Annotated in this window: 13 protein-coding genes and 1 tRNA gene; 7 read left to right on the top strand and 7 right to left on the bottom strand. The window is 45.3% G+C overall.

The annotated features are described in order from the left end of the window. The first annotated feature begins 46 nt into the window (after positions 1 to 46). On the top strand, positions 47 to 340 hold the full coding sequence (locus V7Q33_RS06515; protein WP_333819315.1) for a thiamine-binding protein: 294 nt from the start codon (positions 47 to 49) through the stop codon (positions 338 to 340). Positions 341 to 480: 140 nt separating this feature from the next. Here V7Q33_RS06515 and pth read toward each other — a convergent pair whose 3' ends face one another. From pth to V7Q33_RS06480, 7 genes are all read right to left on the bottom strand, one after another. Further along, positions 481 to 1,041 (bottom strand): aminoacyl-tRNA hydrolase, encoded by a 561-nt coding sequence (gene pth, locus V7Q33_RS06510; protein WP_333819314.1) that lies wholly within the window; start codon positions 1,039 to 1,041, stop codon positions 481 to 483. Between the two features lie 132 nt (positions 1,042 to 1,173). Further along, positions 1,174 to 1,833 (bottom strand): 50S ribosomal protein L25/general stress protein Ctc, encoded by a 660-nt coding sequence (locus tag V7Q33_RS06505; protein ID WP_333819313.1) that lies wholly within the window; start codon positions 1,831 to 1,833, stop codon positions 1,174 to 1,176. A gap of 32 nt (positions 1,834 to 1,865) precedes the next feature. After that, positions 1,866 to 2,795 carry a ribose-phosphate pyrophosphokinase gene (locus V7Q33_RS06500; protein ID WP_331982119.1) on the bottom strand — a complete coding sequence of 310 codons (930 nt, stop codon included), beginning with the start codon at positions 2,793 to 2,795 and terminating at the stop codon, positions 1,866 to 1,868. A gap of 112 nt (positions 2,796 to 2,907) precedes the next feature. Next, positions 2,908 to 2,980: transfer RNA gene (locus V7Q33_RS06495), tRNA-Gln, on the bottom strand. Between the two features lie 97 nt (positions 2,981 to 3,077). After that, positions 3,078 to 3,653: a DUF4136 domain-containing protein gene (locus tag V7Q33_RS06490; protein WP_331982116.1), complete on the bottom strand. Its 576-nt coding sequence runs from the start codon at positions 3,651 to 3,653 to the stop codon at positions 3,078 to 3,080. An 82-nt stretch (positions 3,654 to 3,735) separates the two neighbouring features. Beyond that, entirely contained in the window at positions 3,736 to 7,428 is a 3,693-nt protein-coding gene (gene purL / locus V7Q33_RS06485; protein ID WP_333819312.1) for a phosphoribosylformylglycinamidine synthase, read from the bottom strand. A 123-nt stretch (positions 7,429 to 7,551) separates the two neighbouring features. Then, positions 7,552 to 8,334, bottom strand: coding sequence for an alpha/beta fold hydrolase (locus V7Q33_RS06480; protein ID WP_333819310.1), 783 nt, complete (start codon positions 8,332 to 8,334; stop codon positions 7,552 to 7,554). A 129-nt stretch (positions 8,335 to 8,463) separates the two neighbouring features. Between V7Q33_RS06480 and V7Q33_RS06475 the strand changes: the two genes are divergently transcribed. From V7Q33_RS06475 to V7Q33_RS06450, 6 genes are all read left to right on the top strand, one after another. Beyond that, on the top strand, positions 8,464 to 9,018 hold the full coding sequence (locus V7Q33_RS06475) for an RNA polymerase sigma factor (RefSeq protein WP_331982107.1): 555 nt from the start codon (positions 8,464 to 8,466) through the stop codon (positions 9,016 to 9,018). A gap of 12 nt (positions 9,019 to 9,030) precedes the next feature. Then, on the top strand, positions 9,031 to 9,393 hold the full coding sequence (locus tag V7Q33_RS06470; protein WP_333819309.1) for a hypothetical protein: 363 nt from the start codon (positions 9,031 to 9,033) through the stop codon (positions 9,391 to 9,393). A 125-nt stretch (positions 9,394 to 9,518) separates the two neighbouring features. After that, positions 9,519 to 10,154, top strand: a complete 636-nt coding sequence (locus tag V7Q33_RS06465) for a TetR/AcrR family transcriptional regulator (RefSeq protein ID WP_333819308.1) — start codon at positions 9,519 to 9,521, stop codon at positions 10,152 to 10,154. A 19-nt stretch (positions 10,155 to 10,173) separates the two neighbouring features. Continuing rightward, the gene (locus V7Q33_RS06460; protein ID WP_333819307.1) at positions 10,174 to 11,649 is read left to right on the top strand and encodes a TolC family protein; all 1,476 of its coding nucleotides are present in this window, start codon (positions 10,174 to 10,176) and stop codon (positions 11,647 to 11,649) included. 36 nt (positions 11,650 to 11,685) lie between these two features. Then, complete coding sequence (locus V7Q33_RS06455; protein WP_331982095.1) at positions 11,686 to 12,819, top strand: efflux RND transporter periplasmic adaptor subunit; 1,134 nt, start codon at positions 11,686 to 11,688, stop codon at positions 12,817 to 12,819. Positions 12,820 to 12,854: 35 nt separating this feature from the next. Then, on the top strand, positions 12,855 to 15,733 hold a 2,879-nt coding region (locus V7Q33_RS06450), incomplete at its 3' end, for an efflux RND transporter permease subunit (RefSeq protein WP_333819306.1).

The raw sequence follows: 15,733 nt of genomic DNA, 5'->3' as shown, positions 1-15,733 counted from the left end.
ACCGATACTGCGATCGTAAAGTAAATCGACACTAACTGACAATTCCATGAACCACACAGTCCACATTGCTATACAGATTGTTCCGATAACCGATAAGCCTCACTATGCGATCATTGACAAGGCGATAGAAGTAATTGATCGTTCAGGGGTATCGTATAAAGTAGGCGCTATGGAAACCGTGATGCAAGGCGACTACGATACGCTGATGCGCGTAGCAAAAGAAGCGCAGCAAGCGTGCCTCGAAGCCGGTGCAGATGAAGTTGCTGTAACCCTGAAAGTACACGCCCGCAAGCATGGCAATGTTAGCTGGGATGAGAAAGGCATTGACCGGGGAAGATAGGGGATAGCTGTGAGTTGCTAGCTGTGAGTAAAAATCCTATTGCACAAAGGATCACGAAGAAAGCTCAAAGTTTCACAAAGAGTTAAGTATATATTCTGTGTATTCTTCCGTGCCAATCTGTGATTTCTGTGGGAAATAATTTACTTGTTAAAATGATTCATTGTACGCTCGGCACCGATCGTGCAAAATGAAAGCACCATCTCATTCGCTTTATTGATAACCTCCGGAAGTTGCTTGAATTCATCCTGCGAGAAATTGCTGAGTACAAAATCTACCTGCTGACCTTTTCCAAAATCATTACCGATACCAAACCGAAGGCGTGGGTAATCCTGACCAGAGAGAAGCTGTTCTATATTCTTGAGTCCGTTGTGTCCGGCAGAACTTCCCCTGGTGCGCATACGCAGACTTCCAAATGGCAATGCGAGATCATCTACAATCACGAGCAGGTTTTCTTTCGGTATCTTTAAATCCTGCAACCAATATGCTATAGCTTTACCGCTCAGGTTCATATAGGTAGTAGGCTTGATCAGATGTATACTGCGGCCCTTGAACTTAAAGTCTGCTTTTTCCGCCAGCCTGTCCGTTGTAAATGTAGCCTTATGCTGATCAGCCAGTTGGTCAAGCACCAGGAAGCCTATATTGTGGCGGGTAAGCTCATATTCCGGTCCGATATTGCCGAGTCCTGCGATCAGATATTTCATGATGATATTTTAAAAGTGGTTTCAAAAAATGGCAGCGCATTTCAAGCCACCAAAGATTCTATCTGAATTGATAATAAACAAAAAATCCTTCCCGAAGCCGGGAAGGATTTTGACTTATAGCTTGGGGTAAAATTACTTTTTACCTTCTTCTTTCTTAGGAGCTTCAGCCTTCTTGGCACCGGCAGCAGGAGCAGCACCTTCAGCAGGGGCAGCCGCGGCAGCAGCAGCTTCGTCAGCAGCCATTTTAGCAGCGCGGGGCACTTCAACAGCGGCGATAGTAGCTTGCTTCGGATCGAGGAACTCAAGTCCTTCAATCTTCATATCACCAACTTTAATAGCGTGGTGAAAATCGAGGCTTGATACATTTACATCGATATGATCAGGCATATCTTTCGGGAAGCCATACACTTTCAATGAAGCGCGTTTGCGCACGAGTGTACCTCCTTTGGAAACACCCGGTGCAGTGCCCACCAAACGGGTAGGAATGCTCATCTTGATCTTTCTGTCTTCTGAAATGCGAAGGAAGTCAGCGTGAAGAATTACTTCACTTACCGGGTGGAATTGAACTTCCTGAAGAATAGCCTGACATTCTTCACCTTCAATGTTCACGTGTACGAAGTGTGCCTCGTTGGTATACACCAGGTCGCGGAACAGGATCATGGGAGAACAGAAGTGAACTTGCTCATTTCCTCCGTACAGTACACAGGGAACAAGACCATCATCCCGTAACTTTTGGGAACCAGCCTTGCCGAGATTTGCTCTTTTATACCCTATAATCTCAACAGTTTTCATAGTATATAATTGTTTAATTAAAAGTTTCTGAATTAAAGTTTGATGAACAGTGAACTGATCGATTCGTTGTCGTGGATCTTGCGGATCGCTTTGGCGAACAGCGTTGAAACAGAAAGTACTTTTATTTTCGGGCTCTCTTTTCTCAACGGAATTGTATCTGATACCACCAGTTCTTCCAACAACGAGTTGTCGATGTTTTCATATGCTTTGCCCGATAGCACACCATGTGTACATACTGCACGCACTGACTTGGCACCTTTCTCTTTCAAAAGCGCTGCGGCTTTGCAGATTGTACCGGCGGTATCTACAAGGTCGTCCACCAGAATTACATCTTTACCATCTACTTCACCAATCAGTCGCATCGAATCAACCTTGTTGGCTTCTTTACGATGCTTATCGCAAACAGCGAGTTCAGCATCGAAGAATTTGGCAAAGGCTCTTGCACGTTTGATACCGCCCACATCCGGAGATGCAAACATAATATCAGAAAGTCCCAATGATTTCAGGTACGGAACAAATATATAGGAACCATCCAGGTGATCTACTGGTATATCGAAGAAACCTTGTATCTGATCAGCGTGTAAATCGCAAGCCATGATGCGGGTGGCACCGGCGGCAGAGATAAGATTCGCATGCAGTTTGGCAGCGATAGCAACGCGCGGTTTGTCTTTTCTGTCCTGACGGGCGTATCCGAAGTACGGAATCACTACGTTCACGCTGGAAGCACTGGCGCGCTTGGCAGCATCTACCATCAGTAAAAGCTCCATGAGATTATCAGAAGGAGGGAAGGTAGATTGGATCAGAAATACTTCATGGCCACGAACGGATTCAGTGATATAGGGAGACATTTCTCCGTCACTGAATTGTTGATAGTTAACTTCACCCAGACGTTCGCCATAGGCATTGGCGATTTTTTCAGCCAGGTAGGTTGTAGCTCTTCCGCTAAAAATTTTAACTGCCATGGTCGTGCCGTTAGGTTCCCGCTTTCGGTTAAGTTATCGCTAATCTTTGCAATCGGATTAAGAGATAACGTTTAACAAAGAATCCCGCTCTCGCGGGATTCTTAATAATTCGTTGTCCGACCAGGGCTCGAACCTGGACTTTCCTGAATCAAAATCAGGCGTGTTGCCAGTTACACCATCGGACAATTTACCAACTGAATCGGCGATCCGATGTCAGTCCCATGAATTTGGGATTGCAAAGGTAGAATTATTTTTCACAAATGTTAACCTAAGCGAAAAAATTTAGAGATCATTTTCTTTGCTTGAGACGGTAGTGCCCTCAATGAAACCTTCGGCCCAAAAACGATACTTGTCGAGAATGGAGATCACAGCGTTACGAAGATGGCGGCTGTTATTGAAATCTATTGATCCATACATCGTTGTAGCATAGCCTTGCCAGATGGAGCGGTTCTGACGTCTGTCATAGAACTGGATAAGCAGTGTGCCGGTGTTCAGATTAAATTTCTGAGCATCGTATTCTATGTTATCATTTTGTGTCTTTACCCATTCTTCAATAGCCGGTTGGTTGTAGCCATTGAACCGAAGACTATCATTAAACATTTTGAAACCGATGATGAGATGCGGCTTGGTAGTGGATTGTTTATAGCCGAGAAACTTCATTCGTGCTACAATAGATTTCTCGATAACTTCATTTACCATCGTAGAGTCTGCAGGACCTGCAGGCTTCATGATATCGAAGGTTCGATACTTTTTGAAATTGCCTTTATAGCTGTAGTCGTATTCGACCGGGAGCTCTTTATATCCGAGGCACGAGGTAAGCAGTGCCAATACTACAAGAGGAATTGCAATCTTCTTCATAAGCCGGCATGTTATTCTGATGATGAATATAAGGGTATTCGTTCGTCAGAACAACAGCCGGCAGGAACCTTTTGTTAAATCATCAGGAATTTTTTAGCACCCATTCCCGCGCATTCGTGAAAGCCTCAATCCAGGGAGAAATCTGGTCATTCTTTCTTTCCGAAGGATAGTATGCCCAGTTCCAGGGGAACAATGATCGCTCAATGTGAGGCATGATCGCGAGATGACGGCCGTCTTTAGAGCACAGTGCTGCTACAGAATAATCCGAATCGTTCGGGTTGCCCGGGTATTCAGGATACGAATACTCGGCTGCCACCTGGAATTTCGATTTGTCTGCAGGCAGACGGAATTTACCTTCACCGTGCGCTACCCATACACCCAGGCGTGCGCCAGCAAAGCTGTTAAGCATAACCGAGTTGTTCTGCGGTATGGTAACGTTAATGAACGTAGACTCAAATTTACCGGAACCATTGTGGTGCATGCGTGGATGTTCGTTGCCCATCTCCGGATACAGTAAACCTAATTCCATTACAAGCTGGCATCCGTTGCAAACGCCCAGGCTTAATGTATTGCTGCGCTTATAGAAATTATCCAGTGCCTGTTTTGCTTTCGGGTTATACAGGAATGCACCCGCCCATCCTTTTGCTGAACCTAATACATCGGAGTTGGAGAAGCCTCCTACAAATACAATGAGGTTAACATCTGAAAGATCTTCACGACCCGATACAAGGTCGGTCATGTGTATATCTTTTACATCGAAGCCTGCCAAATAGAGTGAGTATGCCATCTCGCGATCGCCGTTCACACCCTTTTCGCGCATGATGGCAGCCTTCAATCCGGAAGCCTTTCTGCGGGCAGGATCTATACCATACGTTTTAAACGTTCCATCAAACTTTGGCTGGAAAGTATATTGCAATACCTGGTGTTTGTAGTGAGTATAGCGTTGCTCTGCGTGTGCGGCATCGCGCTGCTTGCTGTCGAGCAGGTAAGACGTTTTATACCATACATCGCGAAGTTCATCTACATTGAATTTCAACAGCTCCTGCTGATGGCGGATGGTAACGTAACGTTCATGGCTTACATGACCGAGTATACTATAGCGAACACCTTGCTGATCGAGTAATGCAATAGCTTGGTTATCGTCTTTTACCTGGATAATTACCCCCGGGTTTTCTGCGAAGAGTACTTTCACAATATCGTCCGCTATAGCTGAAAGATTCAGGGTTAACCCTACACCGGGTTGTGCGAAACACATTTCGAGCAATGCTGTGATCAATCCACCTTCGGAGATATCATGTCCTGCCAGAATCAAATTCTGATGGATCAGTTGCTGAATGCTTTCGAACGCTTTGGCAAAAGCAGCGGCATCCGTTACCGTAGGCACTTCGTTGCCCAGCAGATTTAGTATCTGGGCAAAGCTGCTGCCTCCGAGCTTGCGGTCATCACCTGAGAAATCGATAAGTATAATTTTAGAACCTTCTTCAGGTTCCAATACGGGAGATATAGTCTTGCAGATATCGCTTACTTCACCTGCTGCGGAAATGATAACCGTGCCGGGAGAGTATACCACTTCGCCATTCGGATACTTCTGCGTCATGGAAAGTGAATCTTTACCGGTAGGTATATTTATCCCCAGACCGATGGCAAAATCACTTACGGCTTCAACAGCCTTATATAGTCTTGCATTTTCGCCTTCCTGCTTGGCTGGCCACATCCAGTTAGCGCTAAGCGATACACCTTTTAAACCATGCGCAAGCGGAGCCCACACGATGTTGGTGAGCGACTCGGCTATAGCCAGTTTACTACCGGCCACCGGATCAACTAGCGCAGCGCCGGGAGCATGACCAATCGAAGTTGCTACGCCTTTATGACTGCTGTAATCCAGGGCCATAACGCCAACGTTGTTCAATGGCAATTGAACCGGGCCGCAGGTTTGCTGCGTAGCTACTTTACCTGTAACGGAGCGATCGACTTTATTCGTCAACCAATCTTTACAGGCTACAGCCTCCAGTTGAAGTACTTGTTCCAGGTACTCCTGAACCTTGGCCGTGTCGTACTGCAGCGGTTTGTATGACGTGTTTTTAGTCTGATCGGTTAAAACAGTTTTTGGCGATGACCCAAGCAAATGCTTCACTTCGAAGTCGATCGTCTTTTTCGCATGGCCATTCTTTTCAAAATGTAAACGATGATCGCCTGTAGCCTCACCGATAACGTACATCGGAGCGCGTTCACGTTCCGATACTTTCTTCAGCAACTCTATATCTTTCTGCTTGATCGCGAGGCCCATGCGTTCCTGCGATTCATTGCTGATAATTTCTTTGTCAGAAAGGGTAGGATCGCCTACAGGAAGTTTATCGATGTGGATGGTGCCTCCGGTTTCTTCCAGTAATTCAGACAGGCAATTGAAGTGGCCTCCCGCTCCGTGATCGTGAATGGATACAATCGGATTTACACCAGCCTCTACCATGGCGCGGATCGCGTTCATCACACGCTTCTGCATTTCCGGATTTGAGCGTTGAATGGCATTGAGCTCAATGGCATTTCCATATTCACCGGTAGCTACCGATGATACAGCACTTCCACCCATACCAATGCGATAGTTGTCGCCACCCAGCAATACAATTTTATCGCCTGCTTCGAGGTGTTCTTTCTTACTGTCTTTTTCTTTGCCGAAGCCTATACCACCGGCCAGCATAATTACTTTATCGAAGCCGTACTTCTTGCCATCTTCCATGTGCTCGAAGGTGAGCACGCTTCCGGTAATTACCGGTTGCCCGAATTTGTTACCGAAGTCAGAAGCACCATCGGATGCTTTGATGAGGATTTCTTCCGGTGATTGATACAACCACTTGCGTGCCTCAAATTTCTTTTCCCACGGCCTTCCGTTTTCAAGGCGTGGATACGAAGTGATATATACCGCAGTACCAGCCAGTGGCAAAGCACCTTTTCCGCCTGCCAGGCGATCACGAATTTCACCGCCCGAACCGGTAGCTGCACCGTTGAAAGGCTCAACTGTAGTAGGGAAGTTGTGTGTCTCCGCCTTCAGTGAGATTACAGAAGGTATATCTTGAATAGTGAAGAAGTCGGCTATATCTTGTCGGGCAGGAGCGAACTGCTCAATAACGGGACCTTTTATGAAAGCAACGTTGTCTTTATACGCTGATACGATGTAGTTCGGATTTTCCTTCGAAGTTTTCTTGATCAGTTGAAAGAGTGTAGACTCTTTTTCTTTTCCATCAATAATAAAGGTGCCGTTGAATATCTTATGGCGGCAGTGCTCTGAATTTACCTGCGAGAAGCCGAACACTTCGCTATCGGTAAGCTTTCGACCTAACTGCCTGCTAACGTCTTCCAGGTATTCGATCTCTACACTGCTCAAGGCGAGCCCTTCTTTCTCGTTGTAAGCTGCGATGTTGTCAATCTCAAGCAGAGGTTCCGGTGTGTGGTGGATCGTGAACAGATCCTGATCCAGCGACTTGTACAATACCTGCAGCATCTTGTCGTGCTTTACGGCATCCGTCTCCACAGCATAAAATTCTTCGATGCGCTGAATGCCGGCAATGCCCATGGTTTGGGTAATCTCCACTGCATTGGTACTCCACGGAGTGATCATTTCTTTGCGCGGGCCGATAAAATATCCGGAAAGTGTTTTTTCAGCGAGCGGTTCAGCGTTGCCAAAAAGCCAGGTAAGTTTCTGAACATCTGAATTTTGCAAAGGCTGTACCGTGCCAACCGCGTAAATGGTGTTGGCTTTCGAACGAAAGAATAAGATCATTGGATTATACTCGGATTTGAGTGCGCAAAAATACAATAATTCATAGAAATGTGATTACGTTGGTACGTGTTTATGTTGACACGTTAGTACGTTCTGTATTCAACGTATTAACTCACACACGTATCAACGTAAACACGTCAGGAGCTCTTCGTCGGCCAGCAGGTTATGGCCGGTTGGCAGCACATGAAGTTTATGAGCAGCAACGTGCTTCAGTAATTTCTTCACACTTTCGGGACGGATCACCAGATCATGTTCACCAACAATAACAGTTGTGGAGATGTTGTGTTGATTGATCAGTGCTGCGATCTTCTTCATGTTGAATTTTAATTTTCGGAAGACGACCCATCCATAGTATACCCGTTTTCTTTTCTCGGTGGTATTCATCTGGTGTTCAACAAAGCGCAGCAGGTGCTTGTCAACTAATCCTGCCTTGCTGAGCCATTGGCCAATCGTCAGAAATCGATCGTGATGAGCGATCATACTCTTGAACAGTCTGCGGAATATAAAAGGAGATATTGCAAGATTATACCAAAAAGAAGCCTTGATGCCATCGGGCGCCAGCAGGAATAACTCTTTGGTGGAAGCGGGAAATGCTTCCAGTGTAGCGAGTGCAAATTTACTCCCCATGCTATAGCCAAGCACAGAGAACGATTCTATACTATTTTCTGTCAGAAATTGCTGCACTATATTTTTCCACGCTGTTTTTTCAAGCGGGTGTTCATTTTCTTCCCGTATACTTTGGCCATGATAGTATAGATCAAACAGATAGCAGGTGTAGCGGTCGGAGAGTGCGTGAGCAAGGCTTGTAAACACACGATGATCCTGCCCGAAACCATGAAAGAGCAGAAGCGTTTTAGTACCGTTACCGACCTGAGTATAGAATAGCCTGGATGTTTGAACAGTCATGATTATGCAGACCGACAAATTAAAATATCTTACCGACTGGCAGCGGCTGTTCGCCTACTATTTTTCGGGCTTCTAAAATAAAACATGAAATAGCACCGTCTTTCAGGCTAAATAAAGCAGTGTAAGGCGATGGAATTAGCCATGCAAATAAAAGAACAGACATTTCTGAAGGAGAAAGACAGGTTGCTGAGCTTCATACGCAATCGTGTGTCTACTGTGGAAGAGGCCGAAGACATTCTGCAGGATGTGTTCTATCAGTTCGTAGCCGGCTATGAAACGATCGAGTCTATCGACCGCGTTACTTCATGGTTATTTTCAGTAGCACGAAATAAAATTATAGACCGCTACCGCAGAGAAGCCGCCCGCCCGCAACGTGCCGACTTTGCGGGCATGGCTACGCAGGAAGAAGATGCCCCCATCTCCTTGCAGGAAATTTTGCCCGACCTGGGCAACACGCCCGAAGATTCGTACCTCCGGGAAGCCATTTGGGAAGCTATTATGGAAGCGCTTGATGAACTTCCATCTGAACAACGCGAGATCTTTATTTTAAATGAAATAGAAGAGCGCAGCTTCCGCGATATAGCAGAAGAAACCGGCGTTTCCATCAATACTTTATTGTCGCGGAAACGATATGCTATTTTAGCGCTCCGAAAAAAATTGCAACGATTGTATAATGATATTTAAGCTGCCACAGCTATGAGAAAAGAAGAAGTTTTGAAATGTATACTGGTGGGAATACTGGCCATAACGGTGTTGGGGCTGGTAACCATGGTCTTGTGGAACTGGCTTGTACCGACATTATTTAACGGACCAATCATTACCTACTGGCAGGCTCTTGGCCTGTTAATTTTAAGCAAGATCTTGTTTTGGGGATGGGGTGGCAAACGCCATCATTACCCTGCTCACGGGCCGGCTCCGTATTGGAAGCAACGTTTTTATGAGAAATTTTCCAGCATGCCGGCCGAGCAGCGGGAGGAATTTAAGCGGAGAATGAAGGAAAAATGGTGTCGCTTTGAAGAACGTACTTCAGAGGCGAAATCAGACACTTCACACGATTGATAAGCCGCTTCGCGAAAAAAATACCCTGAAAATTCGCTAAAAACTCAACCTACACGAAGTTTTGCCGTAAAAGGAAACGTTGGAAACTTTTAATATGAAAAAAGTTTCCATAGTTTTGCTACCCTATGGAAGATTCAAACACCCGGGAAAAAATATTGAAAGGGGCAGCAGGTCTCTTCATGAAGTATGGTGTGCGCAGCATTTCGATGGACGATATCGCCCGTCACTTGTCTGTTTCCAAAAAGACCCTTTACCAGCACTTTGCTGATAAGGAAGATATTGTAACGCTGGTGTTTCGGGAACTCCTGGAAGAGAACCAGCGCGAAATGGAAGAAGCTCACAGACTGGCTGTAAATGCCATTGACGAGCTGGCGCGGCTTTCTACCTGCATGAAAAAGAATGTGGAGGAAATGAACACTTCGCTGCTCTTCGACCTGCAGAAATACTATCCCAAGGCGTGGGCGGTGTGGCAGGATTTTAAACAGCGATGCGTGTATGAGTCCATCAAACGAAACGTTGACCAGGGAATTGCTGAAGGAAATTACCGGCCCGAAGTCAACGCAGAGATTGTGAGCATTATGAGGATGGCGTTGGTGGAGATTACGTTCGATGACAAAACGTTTCCGCTGGACAAATTCAAGTTCGCGGAAGTACAGATGCAGATATTCGATCATTTTGTGTATGGCGTTGTAACGGAGCAAGGAAAGAAGCTATACGAAAAATGCAGAGAATTTAAACCCGCAGAAATAGTAAACCGATAATATATAATAACCCCTGAGTATGAAACGCTTTTATCAAATTGTATTGTTTAGTCTGGCTGTGCCGTTGTGGGTAAATGCCCAGTCCGTGGATTCGACTTCTTCTTTTACATTAGACCAGTGCATCAAGTATGCATTAGAAAATACTGTCAATGTAAAGAATGCCCGTATCGATGCACAGATTTCCGAGGCAAAAGTAAAGGAAACACGTGGTATAGGGCTTCCGCAGATTAGTGGAAGTGTTGCATTACAGCACAATCAAAAACTTCCGCGATTCTTTTCAACGTATCAAACAGCGCAGGGATTCTCCGGTGTAGATGAAAATGGAAACCCGAACCTGGATGTTCCCGGAGTTCAGCCTACTGATATCGTTGCATCTCAGAACTTCTTCCAGCTGAAGAGCAGTGGAAACGCCAGCGTAACCATCAACCAGTTATTGTTCAACAGTTCATACCTGGTGGGATTGAAAGCTGCGAGTACCTATAAAGAGCTCTCGTATAAAACAGAAGAGCAAACCCAGATACAGGTTGTTGAAGCTGTTACAAAGGCATACTATGCCGTGCTTATTAACAACGAGCGTATCATTTTGTTCGATAATAATATTGCCCGTGTCGACTCACTCTTGCGCAGCACAACTGCTTTGAACAAGAATGGTTTTGCAGAAGAAATTGATGTAGACAGAACCAAGGTAACCTTGAATAATCTTAAAGCCGAACGTTTGAAGTTTCTGAACATGCAGAACCTCAGCCTGAGTCTTCTAAAGTTCCAAATGAATTATCCCATGGATAAGCCATTGGCAGTAGAGGGTACATTAAAGACACTTCAGGTAGATGAAGATCTGTTTAATGAATATCAACAAAACTGGGACTATAAAAATCGCATTGAGTTTAAAGTGCTTGATACGCAACGCAAACTGCAGGAACTGGATGTAAAAAATCAGTATTCAGCTTCGCTGCCGAGTCTTTCAGCCTTTGCCAACCTCGGGTATTCTACGCAATCGCCCAATATTGGAGGACTGTTTAAAACCAATACAAATCTTACTGATAATGGCAGGATTGGCCCTGATAAGTGGTACTCATTTTCTACTTATGGGTTGTCATTGAATATACCGTTGTTCAGTGGTTTGCAACGCAATTATAAGATACAGCAATCAAAACTTGCCTTGCTGAAAATCGAAAACAATTACAACTCATTGAAACAAAATATAGATCTGAACATTCAGCAGAACACAACAACCTATAAGAACTCTATTGAAACGTTGAAATCGCAGGAAGAGAATATGCGACTTGCTGAAAAAGTAGCGCGCGTAACCAAGATCAAATATGAACAAGGTGTTGGCTCGAACATCGAAGTAACGGATGCAGAGAACAGCTTACGACAGGCGCAGGTAAATTACTACAATGCACTGTACGATGCGATCATTGCCAAGGTAGATCTCGATAAAGCGTACGCCAGGATCGATCCCGCTAAATATACTGCAGCACAACCTCAAAAATAAATGCCTGTAAAACCCCTAACGAAAAAACACAACTATATGAAATCAACGATATATACCCGCTTATCAGTCATCGCCATTGCTGGAGTACTCGCTGCCTGCAGCGCTGCTTCTCCCGATGATAAAAAAGCACAGCTTGAAAAACTGAAAACGCAGCAGGTTGAGATCACCAAACAGATACAACAGCTGGAAGCGGAGATCGCCAAAGCGAATCCGGATTCTGCTGCCACGAAGGTAAAATCAAAAGAAGTATCAATCACTGAACTCGCGCCTCGCAAATTTGATCACTATGTGCAGACACAAGGCAGTGTAGATGCTGAAGATAATATCATGGTAAGTGCCAAATCTATGGGCGTAGTTACGGCCGTATTTGTAAAAGAAGGCCAGCACGTATCCAAAGGTCAGGTGTTGGCTCAGATTGACAACTCCGTTATTCTGCGCAACATCGAAGCGCAGAAAGCACAGCTTGAGCTTGCCAAAACTGTTTTCGAGCGTCAGAAAAATCTGTGGGATCAGAAGATCGGTACAGAAGTTCAATACCTGCAGGCAAAGACTAACAAGGAAAGTCTGGAGAAACAACTGGAGTCATTACAACAACAGAACGACATGACCCGCATCAAATCGCCCATTGCAGGTACGGTAGACCACGTTATGGTGAAGATTGGAGAGAATATTTCTCCCGGTCTGCCTGCCGTTCGCGTAGTAAATACGTCTGACCTGAAACTGGTTGCCAACATTTCGGAAGCTTATGTAACCAATGTGCACCCGGGTAACAAGGCTGTGGTAACTATACCGGAGCTGAAGAAAGACATCACCGCTAAAGTGACGTTTGTCGGAAAGACAATCGATCCGCTTTCACGCACATTCCCGGTAGAAGTAAAATTACCTTCCAATGCTGACCTCCGTCCGAACATGACAGGTATTCTGAAAGTAATTTTCCATACTGAAGCTTCTACACTGGTGGTGCCTGTAAACGTGGTGCAGGAAGTTAACAAAGAGAAGATCGTATTCGTAGCTGTTACCGAAGGCAAGCAGACTGTTGCCCGTAAAAAAGTAGTTACGGTAGAAGGTGTATACGACAATCTTGCACAGGTAAAAGGTCTTGAAACCGGTGACAAAGTAATTACATTCGGTTACCAGGGTCTTAACGATGGCCAGGTCATCAAAATATAGTATAAAAGAATTCCACACCCCTAACATTCAATCTTATGCATGATGTAGAAAAGGAATTTAAACCCACCAGTTGGTCGATTGATAACAAGATAGCCATTTATGTGGCTACGATCATCATCTGCCTGGCAGGTATTATGACATATAACAGTCTGCCGAAAGAAAACTTTCCGGAGGTAGTGTTTCCGCAGATATATGTATCCACTGTATATCCGGGTGCACCGGAAGATATCGAGAACCTGATCTCCAAACAGATCGAGAAGCAGGTGAAATCCATTGCCGGTGTTAAGAAGATTACCAGCAACTCATTGCAGAACTTCTCCAACGTGATCATCGAGTTCCAGACCGATGTGGAAGTAAAGGAAGCGAAGCGTGAAGTGCAGGAAGCGGTGGACAAGGCGAAGAAAGATTTGCCTACCGATCTTGATGACGATCCGCAAGTGATCGATGTCGATATCTCGGAAGTACCAATCATGAACATCAACCTCTCGGGTGATTACGATCTTCAAACACTGAAGAAGTATGCCGAGCAGATGCAAGACCGCATTGAATCGCTCACTGAGATACGCCGTGTAGATATAGTAGGTGCCCTGGATCGTGAGATACAGGTAAACGTAGACCTCTATAAATCTGCATTGGCAGGTGTAAGCCTTACGGATATCTCCAATGCTATAAAATATGAGAACGTAATCATCGCCGGTGGTCAGCTTTCAGTGGATGGTATGAAGCGTTCAATGAGTGTGAACGGTGAATTTATTTCTGCCGAGCAAATGGGCGGTATAGTAGTAGGTGGTACCAAAGGCGGTAAAGTATATCTGCGCGATGTAGCCGAAGTTTCGGATACACACAAAGAGCAGGAGAGCTTTGCCCGTTTGGACGAGAAGAACGTAGTGACCCTGAACGTTGTAAAACGCGGTGGCGAAAACCTGATCCATGCTTCTGATAAGATCAACGAGATTGTAAAAGAATACGAAGACACTATTCTTCCGAAAGGACTGAAAATTACGATCACAGCCGATCAGTCAGATAACACGCGCATGACATTGCACGATCTGATCAATACCATTATCATCGGATTTGTGCTTGTAACAATCATTCTCATGTTCTTCATGGGAGCAACCAACGCAATCTTCGTAGGTCTGTCGGTGCCACTGTCGAGCTTTATAGCATTCCTTACATTCCCCACACTGGGTTTTACGCTGAACATGATGACGCTGTTCTCGTTCCTGCTCGCGTTAGGTATTGTGGTGGACGATGCGATTGTGGTGATTGAAAATACGCACCGTGTATTTGATAATGGCAAAGTGCCGATCCGTAAAGCTGCAAAGATCGCTGCCGGTGAAGTGTTCATGCCGGTATTGTCAGGTACACTGGTGGTATTAGCTCCGTTTGTGCCGCTGGCTTTCTGGCCAGGTGTTATCGGTAAATTTATGTTTTACCTGCCGGTAACATTGATCGTAGCCTTGCTTGCTTCACTCGTGGTGGCCTATATCATGAACCCGGTATTTGCTGCCGACTTCATGAAGCCGCACGATCACGACCATGAAAATAATCCGAAGTTTACCAAAGGGTACAAAATATCGGCCGTGGTGTTCATTGCTATAGCTATACTCTTCTACATCACCGGCTCGTTCGGTATGGGTAACTTTACGATATTCATTTTCGGTATATACTCTTTGCATCGTTTCCTGCTCGAACGCGTTATCTCTGCGTTTCAGACCAGGGCATGGCCTTCTGTACAGCGTGGTTATGAAAAGATGATCACCTGGTGCCTGGAAGGATGGAGACCGATTGGTGTAGTGGTTAGCGTTATCGTGCTGTTCATCTTCTCCATTGTGTTTACGGGTATACGCAAACCTCCGGTTGTGTTTTTCCCACAGGGTGATCCGAACTTTATATTTACCTATGTCCGAATGCCAATCGGTACCGATCAGCGTGTAACTGATTCCATTACCAATATTGTGGAGGATAAAGTAATCAAGGTTATAGGGAAAGATACATCGATGGTAGAATCCATTATCTCGAACGTATCGATAGGTGCTGCCGAAGATCAGTTCTCAGGTGCACAGGTACAACCACATCTTGGAAAAGTTACCGTTGCCTTTGTAGACTTTGCCAAACGCAATGGCCGTTCTTCGAAAGAGTACCTGACCAAAATACGCGAAGCTGTAAAAGGTATAAAAGGTGCTGAAGTTTCAGTTGACCAGGAACAGGGTGGACCTCCAACGGGTAAACCGGTAAACATTGAAATTGCTGCCGATAATTTTGATTTGCTGGTGTCTACAGCCGATCGCGCCAAACGCTACCTCGATTCATTGCAGGTTCCTGGTGTGGAAGAACTGAAGTCCGATTTCCAGAGCGATAAGCCGGAGATCGTCATCAAGATCGATCGTGAAAAAGCAAACCGCGAGGGTATATCTACCGGAACGATCGGTAGTACATTGAACACGGCTATATATGGTGAAGAAGTATCTCGCTTCCGCGATGAGAACGATGATTACCCGATTGAGCTGCGCATCAAAGAAGATCAGCGAAACGACATCAACACGTTGATGAACCTGCCGGTAACCTATCGCGATATGGCGATGGCCGGAGCGATACGTCAGGTGCCGTTGTCATCTTTTGCAACGATCGAATATTCGAACAGCTTTGCAGGTATCAAACGCATTGATCAGAAACGTGTCATCACACTGTCGTCAAACGTATTGAGCGATTACAACGAGAACGAAGTAGTGGCTGATATCAAAAACAGGCTGAAGTCATTTTCGATTCCCGATGGTGTAACGATCAAGATGACCGGAGCACAGGAAGATCAGGCAGAGACTTCTTCATTCCTCGGCGTAGCAGGTCTTGTTGCCCTTGGATTGATCTTTATGATTCTTGTAATTCAGTTCAACTCAGTAAGCAAGCCGCTGAT

The organism is Ohtaekwangia sp. (assembly GCF_036786105.1).
In the GTDB taxonomy this organism is placed as follows: Bacteria; Bacteroidota; Bacteroidia; order Cytophagales; family Cyclobacteriaceae; genus Ohtaekwangia.
The sequence above is the reverse complement of the archived record's forward strand: the minus strand, read 5'-3'. Positions and strand labels throughout refer to the sequence as shown.

Bases quoted from the DNA above. Each gene is read 5' to 3' on its own strand.
- V7Q33_RS06515 (WP_333819315.1), top strand. From the start codon at position 47: ATGAACCACACAGTCCACATTGCTATACAGATTGTTCCGATAACCGAT.
- pth (WP_333819314.1), bottom strand. From the start codon at position 1,041: ATGAAATATCTGATCGCAGGACTCGGCAATATCGGACCGGAATATGAG.
- V7Q33_RS06505 (WP_333819313.1), bottom strand. From the start codon at position 1,833: ATGAAAACTGTTGAGATTATAGGGTATAAAAGAGCAAATCTCGGCAAG.
- V7Q33_RS06500 (WP_331982119.1), bottom strand. From the start codon at position 2,795: ATGGCAGTTAAAATTTTTAGCGGAAGAGCTACAACCTACCTGGCTGAA.
- V7Q33_RS06490 (WP_331982116.1), bottom strand. From the start codon at position 3,653: ATGAAGAAGATTGCAATTCCTCTTGTAGTATTGGCACTGCTTACCTCG.
- purL (WP_333819312.1), bottom strand. From the start codon at position 7,428: ATGATCTTATTCTTTCGTTCGAAAGCCAACACCATTTACGCGGTTGGC.
- V7Q33_RS06480 (WP_333819310.1), bottom strand. From the start codon at position 8,334: ATGACTGTTCAAACATCCAGGCTATTCTATACTCAGGTCGGTAACGGT.
- V7Q33_RS06475 (WP_331982107.1), top strand. From the start codon at position 8,464: ATGGAATTAGCCATGCAAATAAAAGAACAGACATTTCTGAAGGAGAAA.
- V7Q33_RS06470 (WP_333819309.1), top strand. From the start codon at position 9,031: ATGAGAAAAGAAGAAGTTTTGAAATGTATACTGGTGGGAATACTGGCC.
- V7Q33_RS06465 (WP_333819308.1), top strand. From the start codon at position 9,519: ATGGAAGATTCAAACACCCGGGAAAAAATATTGAAAGGGGCAGCAGGT.
- V7Q33_RS06460 (WP_333819307.1), top strand. From the start codon at position 10,174: ATGAAACGCTTTTATCAAATTGTATTGTTTAGTCTGGCTGTGCCGTTG.
- V7Q33_RS06455 (WP_331982095.1), top strand. From the start codon at position 11,686: ATGAAATCAACGATATATACCCGCTTATCAGTCATCGCCATTGCTGGA.